This is a genomic window from Mesorhizobium sp. M4B.F.Ca.ET.058.02.1.1, from assembly GCF_003952505.1.
GTDB lineage: Bacteria > Pseudomonadota > Alphaproteobacteria > Rhizobiales > Rhizobiaceae > Mesorhizobium.
In genome coordinates this window covers 3,729,034-3,744,101 of sequence record NZ_CP034450.1, presented here as the reverse complement: position 1 = coordinate 3,744,101, position 15,068 = coordinate 3,729,034, and the positions used below count along the sequence as shown (strand labels likewise).

The window sequence follows — 15,068 nt, the reverse complement described above, 5'->3', positions numbered from 1 at the left end:
TGGTTGCCGGACGTACAAACGTCGAGTAAGCCGCCTTCTGCACTTTCACCAGACAAAGATAGCCATGCCCACAGTCGCCCCGCTTGATCTCGAAGGCCATTGCGTCGCCGCCGTCTTCCTCGGCGATGTGCCGCATTTCGCGCTCGCCGATGGCACAATCCACCGCTTCGACAACGGGCAAAAGACCGCGCAGGCCAATGATGGGCTGCTTGCCGCCTTCCATGACGCGGCCAACGATCGGCTGATCACCGGCGGCGAGGATGGCAAGGTCTTTTCGATCACCGCGGGCGGCAACGTCCAGGAACTGGCGAGCGCCGGCAAAAAATGGATCACCAGCGTCACCGCCGGGCCGCAGGGCGCGATCGCCTATGCATCCGGCAAGACCGCCTTCGTGCGCTTCGCCGACGGCAAGACCAAGGAGTTCGCCCATCCGCGCTCGGTCGAGGGGCTGGCCTTCTCGCCCAAGGGCATGCGTTTCGGTGTCGCCCGCTACAATGGCGCGACGCTGCATTTCCCCGCCGCCGAGGGCAAGCCGGTCGAGCTCGAATGGGCCGGCGCCCATACCGGCATCGCCTTCTCGCCGGACGGCGCCTTCCTCGTCACCACGATGCAGGAGAACGCGCTGCATGGCTGGAAGCTCGCCGATGGCAAGCACATGCGCATGAGCGGCTATCCGGCAAAGGTCAAAAGCCTGTCATGGGCGCCCAAGGGCAAATGGCTGGCGAGCTCGGGCGCGCCGGCGGCGATCGTCTGGCCGTTTACCGGCAAGGACGGCCCGATGGGCAAGGCGCCGCTGGAGCTCGGCACGCGCGGCAACGCCATGGTCACCACGGTCGCCTGCCATCCGAGCCAGGATGTGGTGGCGATCGGCTATGACGACGGCATGGTGATGGCGGTGCGCTTCGCCGACGCCAAGGAAGTGCTGCTGCGCCGCCCCGGCAAGGGCGCCATCACCGCGATGATGTGGGACGGGGAAGAGCGCCGTATCGTCTTCGGCAGCGCCGCCGGCGACTGCGGCGTCATCGACATCACGGCGTAGGCTCGACTATTCTGCCCCGCAGGATACTTTGCCTTTGACTTCAACCGGCTTGCCGTCCTGGTCCGTATCCGCCGCGGCGTCGTAGATGGCGAGCGTATAGCGCCCGTCATAGACGCCCTCGTCGCTGGTCTTGGTCAGGATCGTCAGTTCGACCGAGTTGATACGTTCAGCGACTTCGTGCTCGTGATAGATGTTCAGCCGCAATTCCTCGCCGTCGAGCCAGTATTGCGTCAGGTTCGAATCCTCGAAGACGGTCTTGCGCAGGCTGTCGCCGGCAGGTCTGCCGAGAATTTCGAGATCACCGCGAAAATTGAACGTCGGCCCTCCCATGCCCCTGGTGACGCCGGCTTCGACCTGGAATATCGCCGCAGCATCCTCGGCGGAGCACCAGATGCCGCCGCTCGCAAGAGCCCCGCCAGCCGACAGAAGCAATGTCGCAGTGCAAATCATCGCACGCATTTTTTCTCCCCCAAAACCACAAGCCAGGCCCGTATTGATGCCGGGCTTTGCCTCGAGGTCAAGCGCCAGCCGGCTGCCGCTGAACCAATGCAGGGCAAGCCGGCGGCCAATTGCGGTTTGAGACGGCGATTGTCTACAGTGCGCGCGAGAGGGACTTCATGCATTCAACCAGCCATTCAAAGACGTCGATCGGCGGCATCAGCCGCGAGCGCATTGCCGTGCTGCGCGAGACGGAGGCGGAGGTTTTCCGCAAGGCGCGGCCGAAATCGCTGGCCAAGGCCGGCAATGGCCTGCCCGGCTTTTTCGGCGGCGTGCCGATGCACTGGATGAACGATTGGCCGACGCCGTTCCCGATCCTGGTCGACAGCGCCAAGAACGCCACCATCACCGACATCGACGGCAACCGGCTGGACGATTTCTGCCTCGGCGACACCGGTTCGATGTTCGGCCATTCGCCGCCGCCGGTCGCCCGCGCCATCCGCCGGCAGTCCGGGCGCGGCCTGACCTATATGCTGCCCAGCGAGGATGCGTTGGCCATCGGCCCGCTGCTCCAGCAGCGCTTCGGCCTGCCCTTCTGGCAGATTGCCACCACCGCGACCGACGCCAACCGTTTCGCGCTACGCGTTGCCCGCGCCGTCACCAACCGGGAGAAGATCCTGGTCTTCAACGGCTGCTACCACGGCTCGGTCGACGAGACGATGGTGCGGCTGATCGACGGCAAACCGGTGAACCGGCCGGGGCTCGCCGGCGAATTCCGCGATCTCACCCGGGCAACGAAGATCGTCGAATTCAACGACATCGCCGCGCTCGAAGCGGCGCTTGCGGACAGGGATGTCGCCTGCGTCATCACCGAGCCGGTGCTGACCAACTCCTGCATGGTGCTGCCGGAACCGGGCTTCCACGACGCGCTGCGGCGCCTCACCCGTGCCGCCGGCACGCTGCTCCTGATCGATGAGACGCACACCATCTCCACCGGCCCCGGCGGCTACACGAGGAAGCACGGGCTGGAGCCCGACCTCTTCGTGCTTGGCAAGCCGCTGGCCGGCGGCGTGCCGGCGAGCGTCTGGGGCCTGAGCGACGAGGTCGCCAGCCGCTACGCCGCCTACAACAGGGTGAAGGCGCCTGGCTATTCCGGCATGGGCACGACGCTGTCGGCCAATCCGCTGCAGTTCGCCACCATGCGCGCGGCGCTCGAGGAGGTGATGACCGAGGAAGCCTATGCCCGCATGGACCGGCTGGCGCGGCGGCTGGATGCCGGGCTGACGGCCGTCATCGACCGCTACCGTCTGCCCTGGCATGTCGCCCGCGTCGGCGCCCGGGTCGAGTTCATCTGTGCCCCGGGCCCGCTGCGCAACGGCGGCGAGGCGGAGGCGGCGCACGCGCCGGAGCTGGAGGCCGCCATCCACGTCGCGCTGGCCAACCGGGGCGTTCTGATCGCGCCCTTCCACAATATGATGCTGATCTCGCCGGCCACGACGGCGGCTCAGGTCAACAGGCTGATCACCGCTTTCGCGACGGTTGCGGCAAGGCTTGCGGCATGAGACAAGCAGCGGAAGATTGGCGGCCAGGCCAAAGCAGAGTTCGATCATGACCTCACCTTCGGGCTCGACGCCCCGCGAGGCGAAAGCCTTTCTCGATGCCCACCCCGAAATCGAGGCCTTCGACATCGTGCTCACCGACGCCAACGGCATCGGCCGTGGCAAGATCGTGCGCCGGCACGAGCTGATGGGCATTTTCGAGGCCGGCCGGCACCTGCCGATCTCGATTCTCGGCCTCGACATCACCGGCGAGGACGTGCACGAGACCGGCCTGGTCTGGGACACCGGTGATGGCGATCTGAGGGCATGGCCAATCCCCGGCACGCTGGTGCCGCTGTATGGCACCAACCCGCCGCGCGGCCAGGTGCTGATGGCGATGCACCATCTCGACGGCCAGCCGATGTCGTCCGATCCCCGCCTGGCGCTCAAGCGGCAGGTCGAGCGCCTGGCGGCCAAGGGGCTGCGTCCGGCCGGCGCCTTCGAGCTCGAATTTTTTCTTCTTGCCAATGAGCGCGATGCCGACGGCAAGGTGCAGCCGGCGCATGCCGTGCTCGACGGGCGCCGCTCGGCCAAGACCGAGGTCTATTCGGTTGACCATCTGCACGGCATGGAGCCGCTGTTTTCCGACATCTATGCCGCCGCCAGCGCACAAGGCATCCCGGCCGAGACGGTGATTTCCGAATATGCGCCCGGCCAGTACGAGCTGACGCTCAACTACCGCAAGGATGTGATGCGGGCAGCTGACGACCTCGTCATGCTGAAGCGGCTGGTCAGGGCGCAGGCGCGCCGCCACGGTGTCACCGCCTGCTTCATGGCCAAGCCGATCGAGAAATACGCTGGCTCTGGCATGCATTTCCATGTTTCGCTGCAAGATGATGCCGGAAAAAATGTGTTTGCCGAAGCCGGTGGCGAGAGCTGGTCGCCGCCGCTGCTGCAGGGTCTCGGCGGCCTGATCCAGACCATGGCGGAATCCATGCTGGTGTTTGCGCCGCATGCCAATTCATGGCGGCGCTTCGTTTCGCAATCCTACGCGCCGGTGGCGCCGACCTGGGGCGTCAACAACCGTTCGGTGGCGCTGCGCGTGCCGGCTGGCGACGCCAGGAACCGCCGCATCGAGCACCGTCCGTCGGGTGTCGACGCAAACCCTTATCTCGTGGCCGCGACCGTGCTCGCCGGGATTGTGAAAGGCATCGAGGAAGGGCTCGACCCCGGTCCGGAAACCACCGGCAACGGCTACGAAGCGGCCGTAACGCGCACCATCATGCCGGTGGACTGGCGCGCCGCGATCGAGGCGGCGCGGGCGTCCGATTTCCTGAAAGAGGCGCTCGGCCCCGATCTGCACCGGACATTCGTCGCGATCAAGCAGGCCGAATATCTGCGCGTCGCCCGCACTGTCAGCGAGCTGGACTACCACCTGTATCTGCACGAGGTGTGAGCGGAACCATCGCCCGCCCCGTCCATTTCACCCTGGAATGGATGAGGCATGGGATGGCCGCCACGAACCAGGCGAAGGCACCAGTCAGGCGCGGGTTGGACGATGCCAAACCGGTCCTTGGCGAGGATGCTTCGATAGCCGAACTGCGCGCTGCGGCGAAGCCCTGTCGCCGCTGCCCGCTGTGGCGCGACGCCACCCAGACGGTGTTCGGCGAGGGACCTGAGAATGCCGAGGTGGTCTTCGTCGGCGAACAGCCGGGCGACCAGGAGGATGTGGCCGGCAAACCATTCGTCGGCCCGGCAGGAAGGATCCTCGACGCCACGCTGAACGATGCCGAGATCGAGCGGCGCAAAACCTACGTCACCAATGCGGTGAAGCATTTCAAGTTCGAGCCGCGCGGCAAGCGCCGCATCCACTCCAAGCCGAATGCCGGTGAGATCCAGGCCTGCCGTTGGTGGCTGGACAGGGAACTCGATCTCATCCAGCCAAATCTGGTGGTGGCGCTCGGCGCGACCGCGGCGCAGGCGCTGCTCGGCAAGGCGGTGCCGGTGACGAAGATGCGCGGCGAGGTGATCGAGCGCGAAGACGGCCTGCGCGTCTTCATTACCATCCACCCATCCTTCATCCTGCGCATCCGGGAGCAGGAAGACAAGGAAGCCGAGCGGGAACGATTCCTCAAGGATATGAGAGAGGTGAAACGGCTGATGGCGGTTTGATCAATTATGCTTCGGTGCGCCTCTTCGGATGCCCTCATTCAACTTTGGTTGAAATCGACAGGTTCGCGCCGCCCCTCATTGCCCCTTCGTAGCCAGCTGCCTTCTCCCCGTCACTATACGGGGAGAAGGTGCCGGCAGGCGGATGAGGGGCAGCGCCGACGCTTGCGCAAGGGCAATGCGGCGCGCGTTAACGGACGAGAATCGCCCTTAAATCATTGACGTTCGTGCCCGTCGGCCCCGGCACAAAAAGATCGCCGATCGCATTGAAGGCCGTCCAGGCATTGTTGCCGGCGAGCATCGCCTTGGCGTCGATGCCGGCGGCGCGCATGCGCGCCACCGTCGAGCCGTCGGCGAAGGCGCCAGCATTGTCCTCCGAGCCGTCGATGCCGTCGGTGTCCGCCGCCAGCGCGTGAATGCCGTCCAGGCCGCCAATGGCAATCGCAAAGGCGAGCAGGAATTCCGAATTGCGGCCGCCCTTGCCTTTTGCCCGTAGCGTCACCGTCGTCTCGCCGCCCGACAGGATCAGCACCGGCTTGGCGAACGGGCGGTCGCGCGTCGCTACCTCGCGCGCGATGGCGGCGTGGACGCCGCCGACCTCGCGCGCCTCGCCCTCGATGGAATCGGACAGGATGACGGCTTCAATTCCCTGCCGCTTCGCCTCGGCGGCGGCGGCTTCCAGCGAAACGCCGGCCGACGCGATCAGATGCACTTCGTTGCCGGCGAAGACCGGATCGTCCGGACGCGGCGCATCGGCGGTCGGCGAATTGATGTGCGCCATGACTGCTGCCGGCAGCTTCATGCCACAGGCTGATATCGACGCCAGCGCATCCTCGCGGCTGCCGGTGTCGGGGACCGTCGGGCCTGAGGCGACGAGGGCGGGATTGTCGCCGGGGATGTCGGAGACGACCAGCGACACCACTTTGGCCGGATGCGCCGCCGCCGCCAGCCGGCCGCCCTTGATGGTGGAGACATGCTTGCGGATCGTGTTCATCGCCGCGATCGGCGCGCCGGAGGCAAGCAGCGCCTCGTTGACGGCGATCTCGTCGGCCAGGGCCAGGCCCGGAGCGGGCGAGGGCAGCAGCGCCGAGCCGCCGCCGGAGATCAGCGCCACGACAAGATCGTCCGGCGTCAGCCCGCGCACCTTCTCCAGCAGCCGGCGCGAGGCCTCGAGACCGGCCGCATCCGGCACCGGATGCGCCGCCTCGATGATCTCGATGCGCTCGCACTTCGCGCCATAGCCGTAGCGAGTGACGACCAGTCCCTCGATCGGGCCGTCCCAAACCTTTTCGAAGGCCGCTGCCATCTGCGCCGAGCCCTTGCCGGCGCCGATGACGATGGTGCGGCCCTTCGGCCTTGCCGGCAGATGGTCGCGGATCGTCTTTTCCGGATCGGCGGCGGCGACCGCGGCGTTGAAGATCGACGTCAGGAAGGATTTTGGGTCTGTCATTGTGCTTCCGGCGCCAGGGCCAATTGTTTGCGGTCGGCGCCCAGATGCGCGCACAGCGCGTCGACCACCATGCCGTGATCCTCACGCTCCGGCAGGCCCGAAACGGCAATCACTCCGATCACGCCCACGCCTTTGACGGTGACCGGAAAGCCGCCGCCGGCCAGCACATAGTCGGCGACATTCAGCCCCTCGCCGACCTTGAAGGTGCGGTCGGGGCGCTGCTGCTCCAGCACCATGCGGTAGGTGCTTTTCAGGAACCGCTTCACCACATTGATCTTGCGCCGGGCCCAGTCGGGATTGGAGGCGTTCGAACCCGGCATCGCGGCGTAGAACAGCGGCCGGTCGAAGGTCCTGATGTCGACGATGATCGGCAGGTTCTCGGCCAGCGCGCGCTTGCGGATCGCCGCGCCGACCTCGAAGGCGACGGCCTCGTCGAAGCCGGGGAAGACCAGCGTGGCCTCCTGTTTCTTGATCAGAGCGATGTCGTCGGCAACGGCCATGTCGTTCCCCTGTCAATGTCGCCGCACGCTTTGGCCGATGCTTGCCGTGGGGTCAAGCCGGAATGCTAGATCGCGATAGTGCTCTTGGCCGGCCGGCCAGCGACATAGACCTCGCGCACGGCGCGGTCGTCGCCCAGCGTCTGCAGGAGAAACAGTTCCTCGGCCAGCGTGCCGACCGTTTCCATCCTCAGCCGCATCGCCGGCGTGACGCGCGCGTCGAGCACGACGATGTCGGCATCGGTGCCAGCCTCGAGTGTGCCGACCTTGTCGGCGACCGACAGCGCCTCGGCATTGCCGCGCGTCAATTGCCAGAAGGACTGGAACGGGTTGAGCTTCTCCCCGTTCAGCGCGATCACCTTGTAGCCCTCGTCCATGGTGCGCAGCATCGAGTAGTTGGTGCCGCCGCCGACGTCGGTGGCGGCCGCGATTCTGAGGGCCCTGTCACGCCTGCGGTAGCGCTGATAGTCGAACAGGCCGGAGCCGAGGAACAGGTTCGAGGTCGGGCAGAACACCGCCACCGAGCCGGTGCTCGACAGCGCATCCGCCTCGCGTTCGGAGAGATGGATGCAGTGGCCGAACAGGCTCTTTTGCCCCAAGAGCCCGTACCGCTCATAGACGTCGGTATAGTCGCGCGACCAGGGATAGAGCTCCTGCGTGAAGGCGATCTCGGCATGGTTTTCCGAGAGATGCGTCTGCATGTGGAGATCGGGATGCTCGCGGCAGAGCGTACCGGCCATCTCCATCTGCTCGGGCGTGGAGGTGATGGCGAAGCGAGGGGTGATGGCATAGAGCTGGCGGCCCTTGCCGTGCCATTCCGCAATCAGCGCCTTGCTGTCGTCATAGCCCGATTGCGACGTGTCGAGCAGGCCGTCCGGCGCGTTGCGGTCCATCATCACCTTGCCGGCGATGTTGAGCATGTTGCGGTCATGCGACTCGGCGAAGAAGGCCTCGGCCGACGCCTTGTGCACCGAGCAATAGGCGGCGACCGTCGTCGTGCCATGCCGCACCATCTCGTCGAGGAACAGTCTCGCGATGCGGCGGCCGTGCTGGGCGTCGCGGAATTTCGTCTCCTCGGGAAAGGTGTATTTGTTTAGCCAGTCGAGCAACTCGGCGCCGTAGGAGGCGATGATCTGCATCTGCGGGAAATGCACATGCGCGTCGATGAAGCCCGGCAGGATGAGATGCGGGCGATGGTCGATCCGTCTTGCCCCGTCGCCGGCCTGCTTCTCGATATCGGCATAGGCGCCTGAGGCGACGATCCGGCCGTCGCTGATCAGCAGGCCGCCATCCTCCTCGTAGCGCCAGGCGGAATGGTCGTCGATCGTTTCCGGCCAGCGCAGGAAGGTCAGCGTGCGGCCGCGCAGAAGGGTGGAGGTCATGCTACTTTCCCTGGCCTTCGAACCAGGCGACCAGCAGCGCCCGCTCCTTGTCGCTGATCTGGGTGACATTGGCTGGCGGCATGGCGTGGCTGCGTCCGGCCTGCAGGTAGATCTCGCGCGCATGCTCGGCGATGCGCGCGTCGGTGTCGAGCATCACGCCCTTCGGGGCATGGTAAATGCCCTCATAGACCGGCTCCTCGGCATGGCACATCGAGCAGCGGCCAAGCACCGTGTCGCGCACGGCCTGGAAATGCGCCGAGGCGATAAAGGTCTCGGCCGCGGCGGAAGCCTTGGGCTCGCCGGTCAGGACCTTCGGCACGGTCGACAGCCAGATGATGATGACGAACAGCACGGCGGCGCCGAGCCACGTCCAGGTCGGGTTGCCCTTGCGGGCATGGACGGTGTTGAAATAGTGTCGGATAAGCACGCCGATGATGAACACCAGTGAGGCGATCACCCAGTTGAACTCGGTGCCGAACGCCAGCGGATAGTGGTTCGACAGCATCAGGAACAGCACCGGCAGCGTCAGGTAGTTGTTGTGCAGCGAGCGCTGTTTGGCGATCTTGCCGTATTTCGGGTCCGGCTTGCGGCCGGCGATCAGGTCGGCGACGACGATCTTCTGGTTGGGGATGATGACCATGAAGACGTTGGCCGACATGATCGTGGCGGTGATGGCACCGAGATGCAGGAAGGCGGCGCGGCCGGTGAAGAGATGCGTCAATCCCCAGGCGATGAACACCAGCACGCCATAAAGCACCAGCATCAGCCCTGTGTCGCTCTTGCCCAGCGCCGAGCGGCAAAGCAGGTCGTAGACCACCCAGCCGACACCGATCGTCGCCAGCGACAGCAGGATGCCGACCGGCACCGACATCGGCAGCACATTGGGATCGATCAGGAACAGGTCGGCGCCGGCATAGTAGACCACGCACAGCATGGCGAAGCCCGACAGCCAGGTGGCATAGGACTCCCATTTGAACCAGGTCAGGTGCTCCGGCATCTCGGCCGGCGCCACCAGATATTTCTGGATGTGGTAGAAGCCGCCGCCATGCACCTGCCATTCCTCGCCGAAGGCGCCGACTGGCAGGCCGGGGCGCTGGCGCAGCCCGAGGTCGAGCGCGACGAAATAGAAGGACGAGCCGATCCAGGCGATGCCGGTGATGACATGCAGCCAGCGGACGGCGAAGCTCAGCCAGTCCCAGAAAATCGCGAAATCCAGCATCGTGTTGCCCTTGGGAAGTCGTCCCTGCCGATGGCACGACTTTACGGTCTGGCGCCAAAACGAAAAGAGGCGAGGTGCGCGATGACTTTCAAAAAAAAATAAAAAATACTAGGGTTGTATAAGGTGTGAGATTCAGGTCAGGCCGAGCCGAAGCGGCGGGTTTCCAGACCTTGGCGCAGCCGCATGAGAGCCACGCATGGCCTATCTCGACAACATCGCCGTCTTCGTCCGTGTCGTCGAGCTCGGCAATCTGTCGGCGGCGGGGCGCGACATGCGCATCTCGCCGGCTGTCGCTTCCAACCGCATCAAGGAGCTGGAGAAGCACCTCGGCGTTCGCCTGTTCAATCGTACGACCAGGCAGTTGATGCCGACCGAGCACGGCACGGTGTTCTACACCGGCGCCAAGCAGGTGCTGGAGGCGATCACCGAGGCGGAGGCCGCCGTCTCGGCATTGTCCGGCCAGCCGCGCGGCACGATCAAGGTGACGGCGCCGCTCGGCCTCGGGCGGCGGCTGGTGGCCTCCGGCATTCCGGACTTCCACGACAAATACCCTGATATCGAGGTGCGGCTCAGGCTTTCGGATCACAATGTCGACATCATGAAGGAAGGCATCGACGTCGCCTTCCGGCTGGGCATCATCGAGGATTCCAGCCTCAGGATGCGCGGCATCATGGAATGCGAGCGGGTGCTGGTGGCGGCGCCGAAATATCTGGAGGCGCGCGGCGAGCCGGCCGAGCCGCAGGAATTGATCGGCAAGAAGCACGATTGCCTGATGCTGCGCTATGCCGGCGCGCGCGAATATGTGTGGACGCTGCAGACGCCGGCCGGCCCGCAGAAATTCGAGGTGCACGGGCCGTACGACACCGATGACGGCGATGTGCTGACCGGCTGGGCGCTGTCGGGTCGTGGCATCATCAACAAGCCGCGCTTCGAGGTCGAGCCTTTCATCCGCGACCAACGGCTGAAGGTGATCCTGGCCAAGACACCGCCGACGCCGGTGCAGTTCGCCGCCGTCTACCCGCACAAGAAGCTGCAGGACCCGAAAGTGCGGCTGCTGCTCGATTTCATGGCCGAGCGCTGCCAGCGGCTGATCAAGGATATTCTTGCCGGCAAGTAGGGGCTGGCCGGCAAGTGACGGCCCGCTGGCCGACCCGACGGACTTGCCTTGCGCGAAGGCGGACTTAGGTTCGCGTCATGCATCTCGCCATTTCGCTCGACATTGCTGCCACCGACGGACAGGCCGGCCTGGACTTCCGCCGCATAGCCGGCTTCGTGCGGAAAGCGGAGGCGGCAGGGGTCGACATGGTCGTCGTTTCCGATACCGCAGCCAACGGCGCTCGATCAACCAGCCCGTTCGAGGCAACGACGCTGCTGGCGGCGCTCGCGACGCTGACCGAAAGGATCGGGCTCGTCGCCGGGGCCTCGACGCTCGCGCACCAGCCCTACAATCTGGCGCGTCGCTTTGCTTCCCTCGACATCATCAGCCACGGCCGTATCGGCTGGAACGCGACGATGGTCCAGGATCCGCGCCAGGCCGCCAATTTCAGCCGGCCGGAAGGGTTTTCCGAAGGTGATTTCCGCCGCCGCGCCGAAGAATTCATCGGCATCGTGCAAGGCCTGTGGAGGGGCTGGGACGCCGATGCGCTGCTGTTCGACAAGTCCGGCGGCCGCTTCCACGATCCGCAGAAGATGCACCTGCTTGACCACAAGGGCGAGTTCTTTTCGGTGCGCGGGCCGCTCAACGTGGCGCGCTCGCCGCAGGGCACGCCGGTGCTGGTCATGTCCGGCCTGTCCGAGGCCGACCTCGACTTCGCCACCCGCGTCGCCCACGTCGTCCTGCTGGACGAGCAACCGTCGGCGGGTGTGGCCGGCGACGACCTGAAACGACGGGCGCTTGCTGCTGGGCGCAAGCCGGAAACACTTAAGGTGTTTGTGACCGTGGCCGCCGAAAGGCTCGAAGCGGGGTTCGACTCGAACGGCTGCGACGGCCTCAATTTTGCTTTGCCGGCTGATCTTCCTTCACTTGAGGCCTTTGCCGATCGCGTGCTGCCGGAGTTGCAGCGTCGCGGCCTGGCTCAATCCGCACGTGCCGAAGCGACGTTGCGCCAGCATCTCGGACTCGAGGCGGGAGGCAAACCATGAGCCCGCGGCAGATGAAGCTCGGCCTGTTCCTGTGGGCGACAGGCCACCACATCGCCGCCTGGCGCCATCCAAAGGCGCATGTCACCGCGGGCATCGACATCGGCCACTACATACAACTCGCCCGCACGGCCGAAGCGGCGAAGCTCGACATGATCTTCTGCGAGGATGCCGCCGGCCTGCGCGAGGCCAATGTCGGCATCGCCAGCCAGACCTCGCGCTCGATCGGTTTCGAGCCGATCAGCCTGCTTTCGGCGATCGCCGTGCAGACCGGGCGCATCGGCCTCGTCTCGACAGCTTCGACCAGCTACAACGAGCCCTACGGGCTGGCGCGCACCTTTGCCTCGCTCGACCAGCTGAGCGGCGGCCGCGCCGGCTGGAACCTGGTCACTTCGGCAAGCAATATCGAAGCCGCCAATTTCGGCTCGATGGGCCTGCGTTCGCATGCCGACCGCTATGAACGCGCCCGGGAATTCGCCGCTGTGGTCGCAGGTCTGTGGCGTGGCGCCGGCAGTGGCGGCCTCAATCATGACGGCCAGAGCTTTTCCGTCAGGGACGCGCTCGACCTGCCGCGTTCGCCGCAGGGCGCGCCGGTCATGGTGCAGGCCGGAGCCTCGGAGGACGGCAAGGACCTCGCTGCCAGGACCGCCGATGTCGTGTTCAGCGCGGCCCAGACGTTTGAGGAGGCGAAGGCCTTCTATGACGACGTCAAGGGCCGGCTCGCTGCCTATGGGCGCACGTCGGGCGACGTCAAGATCATGCCCGGCGTCGCGCCGGTCGTCGCGGCGACCGAGCCGGAAGCCCGGGCAAAGCATGAGGAATTGCAGGAGCTGATCCCGGACGAGGTCGGCGTGGCGCTGCTCTCCAGCTATCTCAGCATTTCCGACCTCTGGCGCTATCCGATCGACGGGCCGCTGCCGGAACTGCCGGAGAGTGAGGGCATGAAGAGCCGGCAGGCGCTGGTCGTCGAGCAGTCGCGCCGCGACGGCCTTTCCATCCGCCAGCTTGCCCGCCATTTCGCCGGCGCCCGCGGTCATTGGCGGATCGTCGGCACGCCGGCGCAGATCGCCGACGAATTGCAGGCGCGCTTCGAAGGCGGCGCCGCCGACGGCTTCAACGTCATGCCGTCCTGGTTCCCCGGCGAGCTCGACGCCTTCTGCGCCCTGGTCGTGCCGGAGCTGCAGCGGCGCGGCCTGTTCCGTACGGAATACGAAGGCCGCACCTTGCGCGAGCACCTCGGCCTGAAAGGGCCGGCATCAGCTGCTTAGCCGGCGTCCATCAGGCGAGCCGTCCCGGATACCCTGATCGAGCTGCCTGGCTGAGACGGAATGTCGGCATGCAGCCTTGAGCGCATGCCCATGTCCTCGCCCTGCACGATGTCGATCGCGCCGCCATGCGGCCAGCCGAGGTTGCGCAGATAGCCGGCGAAGGCGGCGGACGAAGCTCCTGTCGCGGGATCCTCGTAGACGCCGCCCGACGCGAACGGGTTGCGCGTGTGGAAGAGTCTGGGTGTCTCGGCAAAGGCGAGCAGGATCGTCACCAGCCCTTCGCGCCGCATCAGCGCCTGCCCGCGCTTCAGGTTATAGGCCATTGCAGCCAGCGCCTCGCGTGACTTCAGCGCCAGCACCAGATGATCGGCGCCGCCATGGATCAAAGCCGGCGGAATGGCCAGATCGAGATCCTCTGTCCTGTAGCCGAACAGCGCCAGCGTTTCGGTGACAAGCTCTGGCGGGGCCGATCTGCTGCGCGTCGGGGGAGACTGCAACGCCGCGACGATGTTGGCGCCGTCACGAAACCCCTCGACGGTGATTTTCGCCTGATTGAGGGTCAGCGCAAAAATCCCGTCGCCGAACTGCCGCACCAGCGCAGCACCAAGCGCAATCGTGGCATGGCCGCAGAACGGCACTTCGCTTTCCGGAGAGAAATAGCGGACCCGCCAGCCATCGCCTTCCGGCGCCGCAAAGGCTGTTTCCGAAAAGCCGACCTCGGCCGCGACGCGCTGCATTTCGATGGCATTTGGTAAAGCATCGCCGATCACCACACCGGCCGGGTTGCCGCCGGTGTCGCCATCCGAAAACGCCGCAATTCTCAATACGTCCATCAGGGGTCCGCCTCGTGCCTGTGAGGCGCGCAGAAAACACTTTCCGGAACGATTTGGGAAATGAAGAAAGCGACGAGCAGCTGTGAGCGGAGGTCATATCCCAGCAGCGTCGCCGCCGGCGCCTGGCGACTGACCTCAGTCGGCCATCGCCTTCTCGGACGTGCTTGAGGCAGTCGCCTCAGTGGCATGCGAGACCAGCGCCGTCATGATCTCAGCGGCGGCAAGTGCCGCGATCACCGGCGGCCGCTTGTCCTTCACCGCATTGCCGCCGATCGGCGAGACCAGGCGGTTGAATTCCGCCTCGCTGCCATCGGTCGACTTCAGGAACCAGCTCTTGAACGTCGCCTTCTTGGTCCTGGAGCCGATCATGCCGACATAGGCGGCGTCGCCGCGCTTCAGCGCCTCGGCGACGATCAGGAAATCGAGCGCATGGTCGTGGGTGAGGATCGCAAAGGCGGCTCCGGCATGTGCCTCGCGCACGATGGCCTCAGGCATCGGCGTCAGCCTCGTCTCGACCGTTTCCGGCATCCCTTCGAGCGCTTCGGCGCGCGTCTCGACGACGACGGCATGGATGGGCAGCAGCGCCAACGCCGACGCCAGCGCCTGGCCGACATGACCGCCGCCGAAGACATAGACATATGGTAGGTGCGCCTCCTCGACCTCGGCTTTGGCGATCAGCTCTTGTTCGAGTGCCCCATCGACCGGGCGGATCAGCACCTCGACGCGCCCGCCGCAGCACTGGCCGATCTCGGGCCCGAGCGGAACGTCGAGCGTGGCGCAGACTTCGTCCACCTCGATCCGAGCCTCATCGGTGGCAGATCGCGATGGCGTCCGCCCGCCCAGCAGCTGCCGCGCCTTGTCGATCGCCATATATTCGAGCTGGCCGCCGCCGATCGTGCCGTAAATCGCCGAGGCCGAGACCAGCATGAAGGCGCCGGTCTCGCGCGGCGTCGAGCCCTTGGTTGCCGCGACCTCGACCAGCGCGGCCCGGCCGGCTTGGCCGAGAAAATCCTTCAGGCTTTGCACTGTCGAGTTCATCGTCTGCATTCCCGATACGGAAATATAGAGTTTTTCGCCCCGAATTGCACCTTTGGCC

The 15,068-nt window shown here is 65.7% G+C and carries 14 protein-coding genes; 7 read left to right on the top strand and 7 right to left on the bottom strand.

All coding sequences use genetic code 11. From position 1 onward, the window contains the following. Positions 1–64: 64 nt before the first annotated feature. A complete protein-coding gene (locus EJ073_RS18260) occupies positions 65–1,039 on the top strand; it encodes a WD40 repeat domain-containing protein (protein ID WP_126056986.1) in 975 nt (324 codons plus the stop codon). Between the two features lie 6 nt (positions 1,040–1,045). Here EJ073_RS18260 and EJ073_RS18255 read toward each other — a convergent pair whose 3' ends face one another. Next, positions 1,046–1,498: a hypothetical protein gene (locus EJ073_RS18255; RefSeq protein ID WP_126056985.1), complete on the bottom strand. Its 453-nt coding sequence runs from the start codon at positions 1,496–1,498 to the stop codon at positions 1,046–1,048. 158 nt (positions 1,499–1,656) lie between these two features. Between EJ073_RS18255 and EJ073_RS18250 the strand changes: the two genes are divergently transcribed. Genes EJ073_RS18250 through EJ073_RS18240 form a run of 3 tightly spaced genes read left to right on the top strand, consistent with a single transcriptional unit; the run spans position 1,657 to position 5,187 of the window. Beyond that, positions 1,657–3,039, top strand: a complete 1,383-nt coding sequence (locus tag EJ073_RS18250; protein ID WP_126056984.1) for an aspartate aminotransferase family protein — start codon at positions 1,657–1,659, stop codon at positions 3,037–3,039. Positions 3,040–3,085: 46 nt separating this feature from the next. Beyond that, the gene (locus EJ073_RS18245; RefSeq protein ID WP_126056983.1) at positions 3,086–4,471 is read left to right on the top strand and encodes a glutamine synthetase family protein; all 1,386 of its coding nucleotides are present in this window, start codon (positions 3,086–3,088) and stop codon (positions 4,469–4,471) included. Positions 4,472–4,524: 53 nt separating this feature from the next. After that, positions 4,525–5,187: a UdgX family uracil-DNA binding protein gene (locus EJ073_RS18240; RefSeq protein ID WP_126056982.1), complete on the top strand. Its 663-nt coding sequence runs from the start codon at positions 4,525–4,527 to the stop codon at positions 5,185–5,187. Between the two features lie 187 nt (positions 5,188–5,374). Here EJ073_RS18240 and EJ073_RS18235 read toward each other — a convergent pair whose 3' ends face one another. The 4 genes from EJ073_RS18235 to EJ073_RS18220 form a co-directional block, all read right to left on the bottom strand. Then, entirely contained in the window at positions 5,375–6,634 is a 1,260-nt protein-coding gene (locus tag EJ073_RS18235; RefSeq protein ID WP_126056981.1) for a glycerate kinase, read from the bottom strand. Further along, a complete protein-coding gene (locus EJ073_RS18230; RefSeq protein ID WP_126056980.1) occupies positions 6,631–7,134 on the bottom strand; it encodes a heme-degrading domain-containing protein in 504 nt (167 codons plus the stop codon). Before EJ073_RS18230 ends, EJ073_RS18235 begins: the two co-directional genes overlap by 4 nt. Before the next feature lie 65 nt (positions 7,135–7,199). Further along, entirely contained in the window at positions 7,200–8,513 is a 1,314-nt protein-coding gene (guaD, locus tag EJ073_RS18225) for a guanine deaminase (protein ID WP_126056979.1), read from the bottom strand. A gap of 1 nt (position 8,514) precedes the next feature. Then, entirely contained in the window at positions 8,515–9,732 is a 1,218-nt protein-coding gene (locus EJ073_RS18220; protein WP_126056978.1) for a urate hydroxylase PuuD, read from the bottom strand. A 196-nt stretch (positions 9,733–9,928) separates the two neighbouring features. Here EJ073_RS18220 and EJ073_RS18215 point away from each other — a divergent pair, with 196 nt between their 5' ends. From EJ073_RS18215 to EJ073_RS18205, 3 genes are all read left to right on the top strand, one after another. Continuing rightward, positions 9,929–10,849: a LysR family transcriptional regulator gene (locus EJ073_RS18215; RefSeq protein WP_126056977.1), complete on the top strand. Its 921-nt coding sequence runs from the start codon at positions 9,929–9,931 to the stop codon at positions 10,847–10,849. Positions 10,850–10,926: 77 nt separating this feature from the next. Further along, the gene (locus tag EJ073_RS18210) at positions 10,927–11,874 is read left to right on the top strand and encodes an LLM class flavin-dependent oxidoreductase (protein WP_126056976.1); all 948 of its coding nucleotides are present in this window, start codon (positions 10,927–10,929) and stop codon (positions 11,872–11,874) included. Further along, positions 11,871–13,139, top strand: a complete 1,269-nt coding sequence (locus EJ073_RS18205) for an LLM class flavin-dependent oxidoreductase (RefSeq protein ID WP_126056975.1) — start codon at positions 11,871–11,873, stop codon at positions 13,137–13,139. The genes EJ073_RS18210 and EJ073_RS18205 overlap by 4 nt, the downstream gene beginning before the upstream one ends. Here EJ073_RS18205 and EJ073_RS18200 read toward each other — a convergent pair. Then, entirely contained in the window at positions 13,136–13,972 is an 837-nt protein-coding gene (locus EJ073_RS18200) for a PhzF family phenazine biosynthesis protein (protein ID WP_126056974.1), read from the bottom strand. The two genes, EJ073_RS18205 and EJ073_RS18200, sit on opposite strands and share 4 nt — an antisense overlap. Positions 13,973–14,107: 135 nt before the next feature. Beyond that, complete coding sequence (xdhC, locus tag EJ073_RS18195) at positions 14,108–15,010, bottom strand: xanthine dehydrogenase accessory protein XdhC (protein ID WP_126056973.1); 903 nt, start codon at positions 15,008–15,010, stop codon at positions 14,108–14,110. Between the last annotated feature and the right edge of the window lie 58 nt (positions 15,011–15,068).